The sequence below is a fragment of the Defluviitoga tunisiensis genome, assembly GCF_000953715.1.
In the GTDB taxonomy this organism is placed as follows: domain Bacteria; phylum Thermotogota; class Thermotogae; order Petrotogales; family Petrotogaceae; genus Defluviitoga; species Defluviitoga tunisiensis.
This window is the reverse complement of sequence record NZ_LN824141.1, coordinates 902,590-920,285: the sequence shown is the minus strand read 5'-3', so window position 1 is coordinate 920,285 and position 17,696 is coordinate 902,590. Positions and strand designations below refer to the sequence as shown.

The following is a 17,696-nucleotide window of genomic DNA, read 5'->3' as shown; positions in this document are numbered from 1 at the left end:
TGGATTACAGGGCGGCAGCCCTAACAACTTATCTATAATTTCCACTTATAATACAAAAATAAGAACGCTTTAATTACAATATTGGAATATTTAGCGGGTTACAGGGCGGCAGCCCTAACAACTTATCCATAATTTTCCACTTATAATACAAAAATAAGAACGCTTTAATTACAATATTGGAATATTTAGCGGGTTACAGGGCGGCAGCCCTAACAATTTATCCATAATTTTCCGCTTATAATACAAAAATAAGAACGTAATTAATCACTAGGAGGGAGATTAAATGAAAAAGAGTAAAACATTAGGAAAGGTTTTTGTATCACTGATTCTTCTTGTAGTATTATTTTCTGTTGTTGGATTTTCTGCAGCAAAAAGTAAGAGTTTTAAAGTTGGTGCCTCTCCAGTTCCACATGCAGAAATTTTAGAATTCGTCAAAGATGATTTCGAACAAAAAACCGGGGTTAAATTAGACATCATTATTTTTACTGATTATGTTCAACCAAATCTAGCTCTAGCAGACGGTTCAATTGATGCAAATTATTTTCAACATGAACCATACTTACTAACCTTTGTCAAAGAACGTAAAATTGAAGGTTTAGTCTGTGCTGCAAAGATTCATGTTGAACCTATGGGTTTTTACCTAAAAAAGGATTTAAAAGACCTTAAAAAAGGCGATATAATTATAATTCCAAATGATGTTACTAATGAAGGAAGGGCTCTTTTGCTTTTGGAACAACATGACTTAATAAAACTTAGAGAAAGAGAAGATCCTTTAGTTGCTACAGTAAAAGACATAGTTGAAAATCCATATAATTTGACCTTTAAAGAACTTGAAGCGCCTTATTTACCAAGAACATACAAAACCGATAAAAACGTAGTTGGTGCAGTAATAAACACAAATTATGCAATGGAAGCTGATTTAAATCCTCTAAAAGATGCTGTGTTTTTTGAGGGAGCAGAATCTCCATACGCAAATATAATAGCTGTTCGCGAGGAAAGACTAAACGATGAATTAGTTAAGGCTCTAATAGAAGTTTTAACAACTGATAAAGTCAGAAATTTTATACTCGAAAAATATAATGGAGCTGTAGTCCCTGTTTTTTAGTTAATTTTAATATAAAAGGAGATAGGTAATTGTTAGAAATAAAAGACTTAAACCTAATATACGAAGATAATTACCATGTTCTAAAGGATATTAACTTTAAAGTTGAAGATGGAGAAATCGTTGGCATTATTGGGCTTTCTGGAGCAGGAAAAACATCTCTTTTGAGAACCTTGAACCTGCTCCAGGTTCCTACTTCTGGTAAAATCTTATTAGACGGTGTAGATCTAACATCTTTAGATAAAGAAGAGTTACGAAAGATTAGAAAAAAAATTAGCATAGTATTTCAACACTTTAATCTATTAAGCTCTAGAACAGTCTTTCAAAATGTTGCTTTACCACTTGAAATTGAAGATCTTTCAAAAAAAGAAATTGAAGAAAAAGTGAATAAAATGCTTGAAAGCATGAATCTTATCCCAAGAAAAGACGCCTATCCATCACAATTATCTGGTGGTGAAAAACAAAGAACTGCTATAGCTCGAGCACTAATAAGTAATCCTGATATTATATTGTTCGATGAACCAACTTCATCGCTAGATCCTAAGACTACTCAAAAGATACTTGATTTGATTTTGGAAATTAACCAATCTACTAGGAAATCTATATTAATCGTAACTCATGAAATGGACGTGATTAAAAAAATTTGTGACAAAGTAGTATATTTAAAAAATGGTTATGTAAACTTTGTAGGGCCTGTTCACGAATTTTTCATTGAAAAAGAAACAGAATTAAACAATGAATTTTATCAAGAAATCAATATTGACTGGAGCAAGACTTGGGAGATGGTACGAAATAAAAATCAAAAGCTATTAAAAATAGTATTTTGGGGAAGTAAAACCCACGAGCCTGTTTTGTACGACGTTGCTAAAAAATATGATGTAAGTGTAAATATTTTGTACGGAAAAATAGAACATTTAAAAGATAGTCCTTACGGAACAATGATTATTGCTATTAATTCTGATAATTCTCATGTCGAAAATTTTTTGAAAGAGTTATCAGAGAATGTGTATAAAGTTGAGGTGTTGAACTAAAATGGTCCAAGATCTTATTTTTGCTACTTTAGAAACCTTGTATATGACTTTAGTATCAGCACTATTTGCAATATTACTAGGTATACCTTTAGGAATTGCTTTGTATATGTTATCTAAGAGTGAGAAAAAGTCATCAAAAACCTTTTACTCTGTCCTTGATTGGGTTGTAAATATATTTAGATCTATCCCATTCATTATATTAATAATACTTATAATTCCATTAACTCGATTGCTTACAGGAACAATAATCGGGTCAACAGCTGCAATAGTACCTTTAAGCATAGCTGCTATCCCATTTATGGCAAGATTAGCAGAGAATTCTTTTAACAACCTCTCACAAGGGCTTTGGGATACTGCTGTGTCTATGGGTATGACAAATTGGCAGTTTATCTCGAAAGTATTATTGCCTGAAACTGCCTCAGAAATGGTCGCAAACATCACACTCCTTATAATTAACCTGATAACTTATACAGCAATAGCTGGAGCAGTTGGCGCAGGTGGCTTAGGAGCCATGGCAATTAACTATGGATACCAAAGGTTCAGGATGGATGTTTTAATTTATGATGTTATTATATTGGTACTTTTAACTCAAGTTATACAGTTTGCCGGAACAAAAATAGCTAATTCTCTTAGAAAATAAAAAGCCAGGGAAATCCTGGCTTTTTGTTAATATATTTTAAAATCTATTTATTTGTAAATTTTTTCTCTATTTCTAGAACAAGTGCCTCTGCTGTAGCTAAATTTGTTGCAAGAGGGATGTTATGTACATCACATATTCTCAATACTGCAGATACATCAGGCTCATGTGGTTGAGCAGTTAGTGGATCTCTTAAGAAAAGCACGAAATCAATTTTACCAGATACTGCCAAAGCACCTATCTGTAAGTCTCCCCCTAATGGACCAGACTCAAAGGTTTGTATTTCAAGACCTACTTTATCTTTTAAAACCGAGCCTGTTGTTTTTGTAGCATAGAGTTTGCACTGAGAAAAGACATTTTTCCATTCTTTAACAAACATCACAAGATCTAATTTTTTCTTGTCATGAGCAATAAGTGCAACGTTTACCATTTTAACTAATCCCCCTTTACATTAAAAGCTTATTAACGAAATTAAAAATCCGCTTCGCTTAAGGCTAAAATAAGTTCTACAGTATCAACTACATCACTATAGCAAATCATTTCATGAGGAGAATGTATGTATCTTGTAGGAATAGAAATAGTACAACTAGGAATCCCAGATTTTGTTCTTTGATATCCTGCTGCATTTGTACCTCCTAAAGTTAGCACCTCAAGTTGATATTTTATGTTATTATTAACTGCAGTATCTTTTATCCAATCAACGACTTCTCTGTCACTAACAGAAGCTAGATCTTTAATTTTTATACAAGGTCCATATCCAAGTTTCATGCTCATTCTCTTTAGCGCTTTAGGTGTATCTAATGAATCTGTGACATCTATAGCAATAGCCCTATCTACATTATAATCGTAAGCTGAGACGAATGCACCTACTAGTCCAACCTCTTCCTGTACAGTGAATGCGAAAATAACAGTATGTTTATTGTCTTTCATTTGTTTTATAGTTTCTATAAGTGAAGCGCATCCAATTCTATCATCTAATGCTTTAGATAAGCAGTATTCTCCATAGTCAACAAATCCATCGGCAAATACCCCAAATGTACCTATAGGGGCATACTTTTCAGCTTCTTCTTTTGAAGAAACACCTATATCCACATAAATATTGTCTAAAGACACATTTTTATAGTTTTCTCTCAGTTCTTTATCAGTCTCACCTTCAATACCTACAACACCTATTCTTCCTTTAAAATTCAATCTAGCTCCAACAAGATTAAGAGGAAATTGCCCCCCAACTTGTTCTATCTTTAAGAATCCCCCATCTATTATATGAGTAACTACTACCCCAATTTCATCCATATGTGCATCAAATAATATGGTTTTTCCGGAGTGCCCTTTTTTTATTGCTATAAGATTTCCTAATTTGTCAATCTTAATTTCATCTACATAATCTTCTATTTCTTTTTTAATAAACTCTCTAACTTCATGTTCTCTGCCGCTTGGTCCATATAGTTCGGTTATATTTTTAATGAGCTCTTTCATAATTTACCCACCTTTCATTGTTAGTAACTAATTCTTTTACCAATGAATAAGTATTATTATAATCATCTATATTCAGTATTGCTAGTGGCGAATGTATATATCTACAAGGCACAGATATTACTCCAGCTGGAATTCCATACATGGTCTTAGCAAGTTTCGCAGCATTCGTGCCTCCTGCTGTTCTCATTTTATATTGAAATTTGATGTTTAAAGCCTTTGCAGCATTTACAATTGTTTCAAACATTTCTTTTTTTATTACCAAACCACTGTGCATAAAAGTAATAACTGGACCATTTCCTATATGAGTCGCCCACTTTTCAGGCGGATTTTCAGGATTGTCTCCAGCGGTTGTTCCTTCTAATACAAGTGCAAAATCAGGTTTAATTCTTGCGGCTGCAACTCCTGTTCCTCTTAATCCAACTTCTTCTTGAGTTGCAAAGTTGAAATAGGTATCAAATGCTGGTTGTAATTTGTTTTCATAGATATAATCAATTATATCTAGCATAATAGAACAACCAACACGATCATCAAAAGCCTTTGATAAAGCATAATTACCTTCTTCAACATAGGTTGTATCAAAGGTAACCATGTCACCTAAATTAACTTTTTTACTTGCTTCCTCTTTGCTAGAAAATCCCGCATAAACTTTTATTTCTTCGTATTTAACCACTCTTTTGATATCTTTATCTAAATGGATAGGAGTTGAATTAACTACCGCATTCAAAACTCCTTCTATCTTTAATCGTTGACTTTTAATAACACGAGGATCAACCCCACCAACTGGAGAAATTCCTAAAGTGCCATCATCATTTATTTTCGTAACCATAAATCCTACTTCATCCATGTGTGCATCTACCATCATCTTTTTGGATGAATCCTTTCCTTTAACAAAGCAAATTAAGTTGCCTAAATTGTCAATAGTTATATTGTTGACTTTACCTTCTACTTGTGATTTTATATATTCTCTAACCTTTTCTTCTCGAGACGATATCCCAGATAATTCGGTAAGATCTTTTAGATATTTTCTCATACGTTCAAACTTCCCTTCGTTTTTAGACTCATATTTAATGCGAACATAGCAAGTAATTTGGCTGCTCTATCAATATCGTTTATATTTACAACTTCACTTGGTGAATGCATATTTAGAATAGGTACGGAAACTAAACCTGTTTTTATTCCCTGCCCAACAATTTGTACAATATCCGTTTCAGTTCCACTTCTACTAGGAACCGCTTCTATCTGATATTTTATATTATTATCTTTGGCAGTTTTTACTAAATCATCATATACACATCTGTTAATCGGTGCTCCTATAGTAATTACGGGACCTTCACCTATTTTAAAAGATTCAACATTTTCAGGAAGTCTCTCTCCAAAAGTTACATCCACAACTACAGCATAGTCAGGTTGCAGATATTCAGCAGCCCCTTTTGCCCCAACTAATCCTACCTCTTCTCCTTTGTTAAAAGAAAGCATCAATTGTCCATCAAATTTAAGATTTTGTAGATATTCAAACGATTTAATAAGAACGGCAACGCCTGCTCTATTATCTATTGCCTTTCCAACTATCTGGTCGTTCTCTAAATCTTTTGCCTCAACATTAATAACACCAATATCACCTACATTTATATCTTTCGTTCCACCTGAAACTGAGAAATCTACAAAAAGCTCATCAAAAGAGGGAGATTTATCTTTATCTTCAGGCTTTTGTAAATGAGGTGCCAAAAATCCTATTACCCCTAATTTTTCCCCATTCTCAGTTCTAAAACACACCCGTTTACCTACCAAGGTTCTAGGATCTACTCCACCAACTGCTTCGATTCGTGCAAACGTGTCATCTATAATATTGGAAATAACTATCCCAATTTCATCAACATGAGCAAAAAAGGCAATCTTAGGATTACCTTGGCCATAAGTAGCTACTAAATTACCTATTCCTATTTTTTCTAACTTGATATCTTGATTTATTTCTAGCAAAAACTGTTCAATTAATGGAAATGTACAGTTTTCAAAAGAGGTAACTCCAAAAGAATCGGAAAGATTTTTAATTAAGTCTTTAGTGTCCATTATTCCCCTCCTTATGAGTCGTTGACTTATAGTTCTAGAGTTTCGACTAACGCTTTATCTCCTTCTACTCTTATTGATATGGGGGTTTTTGGCCATTCATAGTTGTAGAAGGGAATACCTGCAATCTCGACTAATGGTGATTCCATCTCGTAGGCGATTATGAAGACATTTTTCTTGTTTGTTATACCGGCTCTGACTGTACCAAACACTTTTCCAAATATTATCACACTTCCCCCTGCGTTGACCTCAGCTCCTTGATTGACATTACCAAAAATTATTATGTCTCCAGGATTTTGTACTACTTGACCTGATCGTAAATGTTTTCTATATATCTTCGTACTGGAAAGGGTTAGTTCTTTGTTTCCTACTTTACCTTCTGGCAACTTACCAAAATAAGCACCTGCGACATTCAAGTCAAAATTTTTGGCAAATTTGATTATGCTGTTTATTAGATTGTATTGCGATCCATCTTCAAAGTAAACATAAAAGCTGTCACCTATGTTAAAAAAACTTTTCATCTTAACAAGTTCTTTTTTAAAACTCTCGAAGAGGTCTTTTTGTGTATGACCTTTTGCAAAATAAAATATAATTTCACCATCTATTATTTTTGCGTATACTAGTTCATCCATTCTAACCCCTCCTAACCATACCAAATTTTTTAATAGAAACTACATATATAATAACACAATTTTTTGTAAAAGATGCTGAAATTTAAAAATTTAATTACAGATTTCAAGCCCAAAAGAAAAGATTGACCCTGATTTAAAAATGTGATACAATCTTACAGAAAAGATTTTTATTAGAAATAAAAGATAAAAAATGTTTGTTATGTTTTATAAAACTAACGCATATTTTGGAGGTGTTTTATGTACGAAAAGATCCTTAATTTTGTAAACTTTGGTCCTGCTGGCGCCTCAGATGCTCAAGGAGTCACCGAGCAAGCTCAAGCAGCACCCGGTGGAGGTTTTGGTAGCCTTATTTTTCTACTAGTTATTCTTGTGTTGATGTGGGTAATGTTATTTTTACCTCAAAGAAGACAAGAAAAAAAGCATAAGGAAATGATTTCCTCTCTAAAAAAAGGAGATAAGATTGTTACTTCTGCAGGTATTATAGGTAAAATTGTTTCTATTTCAAATGACACTATACGAATAGCTACAGGAGATAGGACCGAAATAGATATAACCAAGAATGCAGTGGCTGGTATTTTATCTTCAAAATCTTCTGCTGAAGAAAAAGTTTCAGAAGAAGAAAACCCTGATGAAAAAGAAGACGTAGAAAAGAAAAAATAATATTTCCTATTTCTTTTTTGTTTTTTATTTTTTATTGAAAAGGGGTGAAATAGTTGAAAAGTCGAAGAATACTACTAATACTCTCTGTGGCAGTATTCATTTTTGCTTTACTTGGGATAGTTCTTCCTCTTTCAGAAAATAAAAATAATATTAGTATCTTTAAATATTTACCTAACATTAAGTTGGGTCTTGACATTCAAGGAGGAAGCTCTCTAGAGTACAGCATGGCGATTCCTGAAGGCGCTCGTGCTGAAGAGATAGTTAATAACGTCATAGCTGTTTTAAGAAGAAGATTAGACAGTGCAGGCTACACAGAAGCAGTTGTTTCAGAAGTTGTTGTAGGGGGAGAAAGACGGGTAAGAGTAGAAATACCCGGAATTTCAGATACCAGAAGAGCGGAAGAACTTATAGGAAGCAAAGGAAAATTGTATTTTGCAGAAGTTATTGAAACGATAGAATCATCTACTCCACCTCAAATAACAAGGAATAGAAAGGTTAAAGTTGATGGAGAAGAGATTGATTTATATAGTTATGTTAGAGATAGCAGAAATCCAAATGTATGGTATCGTGTAAAAAATGTGTTCGAATTCGGTACTGAACCTTTTCAAATAACTGGTCTAGATGTTACAGATGCACGTGCCTCTTTAAATCCACAAGGCGGCGGTTTTGTCGTCAATTTAAGTTTTAGTAATCAAGGAAAAAATAAATTTGAATTAGCAACAGCTAACTTAATTGGTAAACAAATTGCAATTATATTAGACGATGAGGTAATAATTGCCCCAGTAGTTAGAGATAAAATCTCTGAAGGTAGGGCGGAAATAAGCGGAATAGAAAGCGTACAAGAGGCCCAAAATATTGCTGTATTAATTAAATCTGGTAATCTACCTGTTGATTTAATTAAATTCCAAGAAAATACTATTGGCCCAACTTTAGGTAGAGATGTCGTAACTACAATAGTAAATGCAGGAATTATAGGTCTTGTAATTGTCATGGTTTATTTGATTATTTTTTATGGTTGGATGGGATTTGTTGCCGATATAGCACTTCTATACAACACTTTATTATTACTTGGAGTCTTAAGCTGGTCAGGCGCAATTCTTACGTTACCTGGTCTTGCAGGTATAATTCTAACCTTTGGAACTACGGTCGATGGAAATGTAATAATTTATGAAAGAATAAAAGAAGAGATGAGAGTAGGTAGACCTCCTTTGACTGCTATTAAATTTGGATTTGACAAGGTCTTTTCAACTATTCTTGATGCCAATATAACAACAGTCTTAGCTGGCATAGTTCTATACTTTTTAACTTCTGGAAGTATTAGAGGATTCGCTGTTACCTTGATAATAGGAGTTTTAGGTTCTATGTTTACAAACTTAGTAGTCACAAGAGTCATATTAGAAGGATCCTCAAATATGATCAAACCTGAAAAATATTTAAAAGGTATAGTGGTAGGAAAAGGGGGGAATGAATAATGCCTAACTTAAATATAGTTGGAAAAAGAAAAATATTCATTTATCTCTCATTAGCTTTTATTATTTTTTTTGTTATAGTAATTTTTGTTAAAGGATTCAACTTCGGAGTTGATTTTTCTGGAGGAAGTGAGATTGTAATTTCAACCCAGGAAACTTACACTATAGACCAATTAAGAGATGCTTTACAAAAAATTGACCCTTCATATGCAACAGCAAAAATAGTTTCTGTAAAACCATCCGATGAAGAGATTACAAAGAATTTTTATGTTATAACCGTCAAAGATTCATTCCCTTCTTCTCAGATAAAAGATGAATTTATAAACTCACTTTCCACTTATCTACAATCTTCTGATTTAGAAGTGGAACAGTTTAATGACGTATCTGGTTATGCAGCAAAAGAAATTCGATCATTTGCATGGTATGCAATAATTGCTACGTTAGCCGTACTTCTAATTTATATTACCATTAGATTCCAATTTTCATTTGCAATTGGGGCTATTCTTGCTTTAGCCCATGATGTAATAGTAACTTTAGGTTTCTACTCATTATTTGGAATAGAAATGAATTTAATGGCTATCGCCGCATTTCTAACATTAGTAGGGTATTCACTTAATAACACTATCGTTGTTTATGACAGAATCAGGGAAAATCGAGCAAAAAGTCGAGCAACACCTATAGAAGAAGTGATGAATCAAAGCATCAATGATGTTTTGGTAAGATGTTTGCATACCTCTATAACAACCTTTATTGTTGTATTTTTGATGTTATTAATGGGAGGAAGATCTATTGCTTCGTTTGCCTTTGGTTTAACTATGGGCGTTGTAGTTGGAACTTATTCTTCGATATTTATAGCAAGCCCTATTGTAATTCCAATGATGAAAGACAAAAAGAAGGGTACCAAAAAATCTTCTTCAAAAAGCCGTTAATCTATTTTTTATATTGTACGTTAAAATAAAAGAGCCCTTATTTATCCGGGCTCTTTTATTTTTGATTCTATTGTTTGTTATTATATCTTAAATCTCTTAACTAAAGCCTCTAGTTCAGATGATAATTCACTCAACTCTTTTGCACTTTCGTTTATCTCTACCGATTGATTTAGTTGTCTGTCTATTACCTTTCTTGAGTTTTCTAGTTGTTCACTTATCTCTGAGACTGCCCTGGCTACCCTTTCTATCGCTGAACTCATCTCTTGTGCACTTGCACTTTGTTCTTCTGCACTTGCTGTCATGTTTTCTATCCCTTGATTCATCTTTTCTATTCTTTCTCTTATGTTATTGAAACTCTCTAGTACATTGTCCATTTTTTTGTTCACTTCTTCTATCGTTTCTACTACTTTGTTTGTTGAGTCGTTTACTTTCTTTGTCCCTTGCGTTATGTTTGTTAGTATCTGACTTATTTCGTCTGTCGCGTTTCTTGACTCTTCGGCTAACTTTCTTATTTCATCTGCTACTACTGCAAATCCTCTTCCAGCTTCTCCTGCCCTTGCTGCTTCTATCGCTGCATTTAAGGCTAGTAGATTCGTTTGTTCCGTTATCGAGTTTATCGTTTCTACTATGCTTTGTACATCTTTTGCGTTCGTTGCTAGTTGGGTTACTTCTTCTTGGCTTTCTTTTGTCCTTTCTACTGCTTCTTTTACTATTTCACTTATGCTTAGTATTGTTTGACTTCCTTCTTGGGCTGCTTTGTTTGTGTTTTCTGCTTCTTCACTTAATCTTTGGGCATCTCGCGATACTCCTTGCGCCGCTCTTGCTACTTCATCTACTCCTTAGGTTACTTCTTCTACATTTCCTGCTGTCTCTTCTGCATATGTCTGTATCGTATCCATTTGTCTTTTTAGTTCTTCTGAGTTTTCTCTGCTTTCTTGGGAGGTCTTGGTTAGGTTGACTGAGGATTCTTGTACTTTGTCTGAAGCTTGTCTTATCGATCCCATTGAATTTCTTAGTTCTTTACTCATCTCTGATAGAGCTAACGCCATTTGTCCTATCTCATCTTTGCTTTTTACTTGAAAGTCTACTGTTAAGTCTCCTTCTTTGAATTGGTTTATCTTGTTTCTTAGTTCAAGTAATGGTTTGGTTATACTGCGTATTAGATATATGACCGTTATTATTGCTACTACAAAGGCTATTACTGTCAGTATTATTGTTAGTAGAATAGATCTGTTATTTTCTTTTATAAACCGAGAACCTAGTGTATCTTGTTGTTCTTTTAATTGAGCCCTTTGTTCTTCTAACAGGTTTAGTATTTCTACCCTTAATTGTTCCATTTCTTGGATTATTGGGTCTTGAGATTCGATTGCTTGAACAATCTTTTCAAAAGTATTCTTAAATTGAGTCACAAATTCTTGAATTTCGGCAAACTTTTGTTTTAAATCGTCTGTAGTAATACCGTATTGCATAGTCAATAAATATGAATCCAATTGATTAAAAGCTGCTAAAACTGAATTTTTATCCCCCTGAGACTTCGATTGAAAATATGTAGAAGAAACTTCAACAAGACTATCTAAACTTTGTAGGAAACTGTCAGAATAAAATACTAAAGTCGATACAAAATTTTTCTGGGCTAAATCTTTAAATTCAGCTATATATTGAGATAATTCTATATACATATTGCTAAAATCTTGATTTATGAGCCTTTCCTTTTCATTATTTAATTGAACTATACTATTAAAAGAACTCTCATAAATATTTATTTTATCTATCAAATTTTGAAGTTCGCTGGCTTCTCCTGTAGAATTAGAAATAGCATCCTTAACATATGAAATACTTTGAAGAAAACTTTTTGCCATTTGATTATCGTAACTAACAACATAATCCTTTAAAGCTAGTGAGGCATTAAAAAAGTTAATTTCTACTTGGGAAATCACAGCCGTTCGATCAGAAAAGACTGTGTAACTTTCTAATCCATCGTTCGATTTAATCAATGAAAAGATATTAAAAATAACCGTAACACCAAAGAATACCAACATTACCGAAATAATTAAAATGATCCTGCCTTTAATAGTTTTTAGAACCATTTAACTAACCCCCTTATCCATAAAAAGTTTTTAATTCTGACTTTGTATATTAAAAATTTTGATATAAAATTGTTTCGATACGTATAAACAAAAAACGATAAGGTTTTTTTGTAATTACTTTATTCTATATTGTATTATAATATATAAATGAAATAAAAATAAATCAATTGGTTAAAAATTTCATTAATACCATTAATTAGTTTTTTGAATTTATACTGGGTCTAGGGCGGAGCCCTTTTCCTTTCCCAATACAAGTACCAAAAAAGTTCGCTATTATTAATTATTTTTTTTTGAATTTATGCTGGGTCTAGGGCAGAGCCCTTTTCCCTTTCCTGATACAAGTACCAAAAAAAAGATTTTAGAATTTCTAAAGTAGGCAGTGATTAGGTAAAAGGAGGTAATGATTTTGCAAGGAAAGATAGAAATTATTGAGGTAAAAAAAGAAAAACAGTACTATTTCGCAAAAATAAACCATTCTCCATTTTATCCAGATGGAAAAGGAGGACAAATTGGAGATAGAGGTTTTGTAGGAGAAGCTAAGATAGTTGAGGTTCGAGATGATGGATTGTTGCTAGATAGAGAAATCAATATTGGAGAACATGCATTTGAGATTGATGAAGATAGAAGATTTGAAATATCTCAACAACATACAGCTCAACACATTTTATCAGCTGCTTTTGAGAAAATTGCCGATTTAAAAACAGTTGGTTTTAAAATGGGTGAGGAACATTCCACCATTGACTTAAATGGAATAGATATTGACGATAAAATTTTTAGCGAAGCTGAAAATCTTTCTAATAAAATAATCGCAGAATGCATCATAGTTGAAGAGATAACTACGAGTAAAGAAGAGGCAAATCATTTTACTTTACGAAAACCTTTAAGCGAGAAGGTAGAAGGACCCGTAAGAATTATAAAAATTGGAGAGTTTGATGAGTCTGCATGCGGAGGCTTTCATGTTAAAAATACAGGTAATATTAATTTACTTAAAATCATTAATACCGAGAAAGTTAAAGGAAACTTAACTAGGATATACTTTGTGGCTGGAAAAAGGGCTTTACAAGATTACTCCTTAAAACATAACTTAATAGAAAAACTCTCTTTGAAACTTACATCTGGTATCTCTCAATTAGATGAAAAAATTGAGATATTAATCCAAGAGAACAAGGAATACAAAAATAAAATTAAAAAAATTTGTGAGTATGCCGCGCCTTTCATTGTAAATGAAATAATTAAAACTCCTTTAATTGTAAAAGAACACAAAATTATTTATTATAAAAAAGAAAATGATATTGCTGATTTTATTAGTAATCTTGTTGACTTAAATGAATACACTTTAATCGTTGAAGATCAAGAAAACAGTACTTTTATCATTTTTTCAAAGAAGATTAATTGTAAAGAATTTATTAATAGATTAAAAGAAAAATATGATATAAAAGGTGGAGGAAGCGAGGTACGAGGAAACATAAAAGGAAAAATAAGTCTAGATCAAATAATTGATAATCTAAAATAACTAAGCGGGCGAAACGAGGTAAATAACACCACCAAACTCGAATCGCCCAAAATTATTAACGTTTTACTATAATTATAATTATTACTAACCTGTTATTTTTCCCAATTTTTAACCCTATCTACAGACTTTTTCCAACCCGCATACAACTTCTCTCTATCTTCTTCTATCATGTTTGGTTGAAAACATTTTTCGCATCTCCATATCTTCTTCAGTTCTTCTCTATCTTTCCAATAACCTACAGCTAGTCCTGCTAAAAAAGCTGCACCTAAAGCAGTAGTTTCAACAATCAAAGGCCTTTCAACCTCAATTCCTAATATATCTGCTTGAAATTGCATAAGAAAATTATTTTCTGAAGCGCCACCATCTGCTCTTAACTTTTTTAAGGAAAGTCCCGAATCTTTTTCCATCGCTTCTAAAACATCTTTTGTACTGTAAGCAATCGATTCTAGAGTGGCTCTGATTATATGTTCTTTTCTTGAACCACGCGTTAACCCAAATATAGCTCCTCTTGCATACATATCCCAATATGGAGCACCTAGACCTGTAAAAGCTGGAACAAAATAAACTCCGCCATTATCTTCAACCTTTGTAGCAAAATATTCAGAATCAGCAGATGTATCAATTAATCTCAACTGATCTCTTAACCATTGAATAGCGGCACCTGCTACAAACACCGATCCTTCTAATGCATATTCAACTTTTCCGTTTAATCCCCAAGCAATTGTTGTTAATAAACCGCTTTTTGATTTGACGGGTACCTCAGAGGTATTCAATAACATGAAACAACCTGTGCCGTAAGTATTTTTTGCCATGCCTTTCTCAAAACATAGTTGTCCAAAGGTAGCAGCTTGCTGGTCTCCGGCAATTCCACTTATGGGAACATTTGCACCGAAAACACTTGAGTCAGTATAGCCATATATTTCACTAGATTCTTTAACCACTGGAAGTAATGATCTTGGAATATCTAACATATTTAGTAAATCATCATCCCATTTTAAATCAAAGATGTTATATATCATTGTCCTTGAGGCATTAGTGTAGTCAGTTACGTGTACTTTCCCTCTTGTAAGCTTCCAGATTATCCAAGAATCTACAGTTCCAAATCTCAATTCACCATTTTCAGCTCTTTTTCTAACTCCTTCAACATTGTCTAAAATCCACTTGATTTTTGTACCTGAAAAATATGCATCTATTAATAAACCTGTTTTATTTCTAATCAATTCTTCATAACCTTTTTCTCTTAACCCATCACAAATTGACGATGTTCTTCTGTCTTGCCACACTATAGCATTGTACACAGGCTCTCCAGTTTTTGCATCCCAAATAATGGTAGTCTCTCTTTGATTGGTAATCCCTATCGCTGATATTTGCTCAGGTTGTATATTAGAAACCCCTAAAACATTTGCTATTACACCTATAGTTGTTCCCCAAATTTCATCAGGATTATGTTCCACCCATCCTGGTTTTGGATAAAGTTGAGAAAATTCACGTTGCGAAGAATTTACTATGTTTCCTTCATGATCAAATATGATGGCTCTTGAACTTGTTGTACCCTGATCGATTGATAATATATATTTGTTCAATTTTTCAACCTCCTGACCAAAAAAATTTACGCACTTTAAAATCTTTTTTAAGCATCTATAATTTAAAAATCCTTATCAATAGAACTGATATTAACCCAGAAGCAAGTGGTGTTCCTATCCATCCAAATACGATCTTTAATATCAGCTTATAGTCAAAAGTTTTAGTACCAGTCGCTAACCCTACACCAATGATTGAACCTATAATTGCCTGTGAGGCACTAACAGGTATACCTATTAGTGAGAATAACCATAACGACACAGAAACACCAAAAATAGATATAGCAGATGAAAAGTGGTCCATCTCCAAAATACCTTTTCCCACAGTATATAATACTTTTTGATTTGTTGTAAATATACCTACTGCAATAGATAAACCTCCAATTATGCTTAAAATCAATGGACTTAACAATACATCGGTAAATACTCCTGTAACATTTGCTACGTTGTTAGCACCTAATGAATAAGAGCTATAGACAATAACAAACCATGTTAACACTCTTATAAACATATCTTGAGTTGCTAGAGTTAAAAATTTTCTAAAGAAAAAAGCAATAACTCTATATAAAATATAAGAAAAAAATATAGCACCTAAAGGCGTTAATAACCAAGATACAAATATTCCTACTAATAAACCAAGATTCACTTGCCCTTTTAAAATACTCGCCCCTATTAATGCTCCAACAACTGCTTGAGTTGCAGAGGCAGGAAGAGCTAATAAGGTCATTATCATCATAGTCAAAAAAGCGCTAAACATTGATAATGAAAGATATCCTACTTCAAGATTTGTTAATTGACCCAGTGTCTTTAAACCTGCACCTCCTCCGATAATAGCGCCTATAAAAACAAAAATTGAGGCAACAATTCTTACCTTTTTATAAGAAACGAGCCCCGATACTACAGGTGGTCCAAATATATGTCCAGCATTGTTGGTACCTAAGGACCAACCTAATAAAAGAGAAGGTATAATATATAAAAAAATCATCCTGGAAAGTTCCTCCCTCAGAAATCAATAATAATATCAATAAAAAAAGCCTACTTTTGCTATATTATCTAGCAATAATAGGCTTTTCTCTCAATCACTAGCCATAATCTTAATATTAGTAAACATTAAAAGTTTCTTTATTCTATCATTTTATTTAACTTGTGTCAAAGTTAAATATAACTAATTATACTAAAACATAAACGATTAAAATCGTTTATGTGGCAATTTTGAGGATTCTTTCATATTTTCACATTTTGCTTGAAAAATGATATAATAATTAGGTATGTAATTTTATAAACACTATATTATTCATATCATCTAGTGGAGGTTAAAAAATGAAAAAAAGCCTAGTGATCTTCTGTTTAGTTGCTTGTATTGTTTCTGCTTTCGGTTTTAAAGCTATTATGGTTACTGACGCTGGTGGTTTAGGAGACAGATCTTTTAACGACGGTACTTGGGAAGGCATACAAATGGCGATCAGAGAGTTAGATGGTGTCGAAGGAGACGTCTTTGTTTCTAAAGAACAAACAGACTATTTACAAAATCTTACTAAAGCCGCTGAACAGGCAGATGTTGTTATAGGCGTGGGATTTTTAATGTCTGATATACTGTTCAATGTGGCTGCACAATATCCTGATACATATTTTATAGGAATTGATATCGAACCATCTCCGGGTCAAAACGTTCCACCTAATCTTGCATTATACACTTTTAAGGAAGAAGAGGGTGGATTTTTACTTGGATATATAGCAGCTTCAATGTCTAAGACAAATACAGTTGGATTCATTGGTGGGTTAGAAGTGCCTCCTGTTAAGAGATATGAAATAGGATATAGAACAGGAATAAAAGCATATAACCAGATAAAAAATGCAAGTGTAGAATGTATAACAGGTTATGTTGGAAGTTTTACAGATGCTTCAAAAACCAAACAAATTGCTCTTTCACAGTATGAACGCGGTGCAGATATAATATTTACTGGGGTCACTACTGGGGCGGTAATCGATGCCGCAAAAGAGAAAGGTTCTTATTTCTACGGATTGAATAATAATGCTCCTTTAAACAGTATAATCGATGCTTATTTTGAAAAAGGACGAGGTTATTTTGTAATCGGATACGATATGGATCAAGACTATATGGCACCAGGTTATGTTCTAGTAAGTTCTAGAAAAAAAGTTGATGTTGCAACATTTAATGGAATCAAGTCTGCTAAGGAAGATCGTATTTTTAAATCAGGAGTTCAGGTTTTAGGCTTAGCAGAAGATGGCGTTGGTATTTCTCAAATGAAATATACTAAAGGGCTTGTCCCTAATGAAGTTTTAGCAGAATTAGTCATGCTAAAAAATATCGTAAAAAACGGCGAACTTATTATACCAAAGTCTGAAGCAGAATTAAGTGCCGTCGATTTTAGCGATATTGAGTTTCCTTTTTAAGATTATTTAAAGCTTTCTTGGGTAATATATAAAATATTGTAAAATCTTGTACTTCACACTACACAAAATAATTAATTTTGTGTTATAATGTTTTGATTGAT

17 protein-coding genes are annotated in these 17,696 nt (G+C 33.0%); 8 read left to right on the top strand and 9 right to left on the bottom strand.

Going from position 1 to position 17,696, the window contains the following annotated elements; translation table 11 throughout:
- The first annotated feature begins 283 nt into the window (after window positions 1-283).
- Genes DTL3_RS04300 through DTL3_RS04290 form a run of 3 tightly spaced genes read left to right on the top strand, consistent with a single transcriptional unit; the run spans window position 284 to window position 2,773 of the window.
- A complete protein-coding gene (locus tag DTL3_RS04300; RefSeq protein WP_045087677.1) occupies window positions 284-1,105 on the top strand; it encodes a MetQ/NlpA family ABC transporter substrate-binding protein in 822 nt (273 codons plus the stop codon).
- 29 nt (window positions 1,106-1,134) lie between these two features.
- Window positions 1,135-2,133, top strand: coding sequence for a methionine ABC transporter ATP-binding protein (locus DTL3_RS04295; protein WP_045087676.1), 999 nt, complete (start codon window positions 1,135-1,137; stop codon window positions 2,131-2,133).
- Window position 2,134: 1 nt separating this feature from the next.
- Entirely contained in the window at window positions 2,135-2,773 is a 639-nt protein-coding gene (locus DTL3_RS04290) for a methionine ABC transporter permease (RefSeq protein WP_045087675.1), read from the top strand.
- Between the two features lie 43 nt (window positions 2,774-2,816).
- Here the strand turns inward: DTL3_RS04290 and mgsA are convergent, their stop codons facing one another.
- From mgsA to DTL3_RS04265, 5 genes are read right to left on the bottom strand one after another with little or no spacing between them, the layout of a single operon-like run.
- Window positions 2,817-3,200, bottom strand: a complete 384-nt coding sequence (mgsA, locus tag DTL3_RS04285) for a methylglyoxal synthase (RefSeq protein WP_045087674.1) — start codon at window positions 3,198-3,200, stop codon at window positions 2,817-2,819.
- 41 nt (window positions 3,201-3,241) lie between these two features.
- Window positions 3,242-4,246, bottom strand: a complete 1,005-nt coding sequence (locus DTL3_RS04280; RefSeq protein ID WP_045087673.1) for a M42 family metallopeptidase — start codon at window positions 4,244-4,246, stop codon at window positions 3,242-3,244.
- Complete coding sequence (locus DTL3_RS04275) at window positions 4,230-5,276, bottom strand: M42 family metallopeptidase (RefSeq protein ID WP_045087672.1); 1,047 nt, start codon at window positions 5,274-5,276, stop codon at window positions 4,230-4,232. Before DTL3_RS04275 ends, DTL3_RS04280 begins: the two co-directional genes overlap by 17 nt.
- On the bottom strand, window positions 5,273-6,313 hold the full coding sequence (locus DTL3_RS04270) for a M20/M25/M40 family metallo-hydrolase (protein WP_045087671.1): 1,041 nt from the start codon (window positions 6,311-6,313) through the stop codon (window positions 5,273-5,275). Before DTL3_RS04270 ends, DTL3_RS04275 begins: the two co-directional genes overlap by 4 nt.
- A gap of 26 nt (window positions 6,314-6,339) precedes the next feature.
- Window positions 6,340-6,942: a septum site-determining protein MinC gene (locus DTL3_RS04265; protein WP_045087670.1), complete on the bottom strand. Its 603-nt coding sequence runs from the start codon at window positions 6,940-6,942 to the stop codon at window positions 6,340-6,342.
- A 237-nt stretch (window positions 6,943-7,179) separates the two neighbouring features.
- Between DTL3_RS04265 and yajC the strand changes: the two genes are divergently transcribed.
- Genes yajC through secF form a run of 3 tightly spaced genes read left to right on the top strand, consistent with a single transcriptional unit; the run spans window position 7,180 to window position 10,000 of the window.
- On the top strand, window positions 7,180-7,602 hold the full coding sequence (yajC, locus tag DTL3_RS04260) for a preprotein translocase subunit YajC (protein WP_045087669.1): 423 nt from the start codon (window positions 7,180-7,182) through the stop codon (window positions 7,600-7,602).
- A gap of 53 nt (window positions 7,603-7,655) precedes the next feature.
- Window positions 7,656-9,074 carry a protein translocase subunit SecD gene (secD, locus tag DTL3_RS04255; protein ID WP_045087668.1) on the top strand — a complete coding sequence of 473 codons (1,419 nt, stop codon included), beginning with the start codon at window positions 7,656-7,658 and terminating at the stop codon, window positions 9,072-9,074.
- Window positions 9,074-10,000 (top strand): protein translocase subunit SecF, encoded by a 927-nt coding sequence (gene secF, locus DTL3_RS04250; protein WP_045087667.1) that lies wholly within the window; start codon window positions 9,074-9,076, stop codon window positions 9,998-10,000. Before secD ends, secF begins: the two co-directional genes overlap by 1 nt.
- An 80-nt stretch (window positions 10,001-10,080) precedes the next feature.
- Here secF and DTL3_RS09775 read toward each other — a convergent pair whose 3' ends face one another.
- Complete coding sequence (locus tag DTL3_RS09775; RefSeq protein WP_331709056.1) at window positions 10,081-10,629, bottom strand: methyl-accepting chemotaxis protein; 549 nt, start codon at window positions 10,627-10,629, stop codon at window positions 10,081-10,083.
- A 210-nt stretch (window positions 10,630-10,839) separates the two neighbouring features.
- Window positions 10,840-12,087, bottom strand: a complete 1,248-nt coding sequence (locus DTL3_RS09770; RefSeq protein WP_052670364.1) for a HAMP domain-containing protein — start codon at window positions 12,085-12,087, stop codon at window positions 10,840-10,842.
- Between the two features lie 406 nt (window positions 12,088-12,493).
- Between DTL3_RS09770 and DTL3_RS04235 the strand changes: the two genes are divergently transcribed.
- A complete protein-coding gene (locus DTL3_RS04235; protein WP_171820588.1) occupies window positions 12,494-13,600 on the top strand; it encodes an alanyl-tRNA editing protein in 1,107 nt (368 codons plus the stop codon).
- 92 nt (window positions 13,601-13,692) lie between these two features.
- Here DTL3_RS04235 and glpK read toward each other — a convergent pair whose 3' ends face one another.
- Together glpK and DTL3_RS04225 are read right to left on the bottom strand one after the other, a co-directional pair.
- A complete protein-coding gene (gene glpK / locus DTL3_RS04230) occupies window positions 13,693-15,183 on the bottom strand; it encodes a glycerol kinase GlpK (protein WP_045087665.1) in 1,491 nt (496 codons plus the stop codon).
- A 55-nt stretch (window positions 15,184-15,238) separates the two neighbouring features.
- The gene (locus DTL3_RS04225) at window positions 15,239-16,165 is read right to left on the bottom strand and encodes an inorganic phosphate transporter (protein ID WP_052670362.1); all 927 of its coding nucleotides are present in this window, start codon (window positions 16,163-16,165) and stop codon (window positions 15,239-15,241) included.
- A gap of 335 nt (window positions 16,166-16,500) precedes the next feature.
- Here DTL3_RS04225 and DTL3_RS04220 point away from each other — a divergent pair, with 335 nt between their 5' ends.
- The gene (locus tag DTL3_RS04220; protein ID WP_045087664.1) at window positions 16,501-17,595 is read left to right on the top strand and encodes a BMP family lipoprotein; all 1,095 of its coding nucleotides are present in this window, start codon (window positions 16,501-16,503) and stop codon (window positions 17,593-17,595) included.
- Window positions 17,596-17,696: the final 101 nt, after the last annotated feature.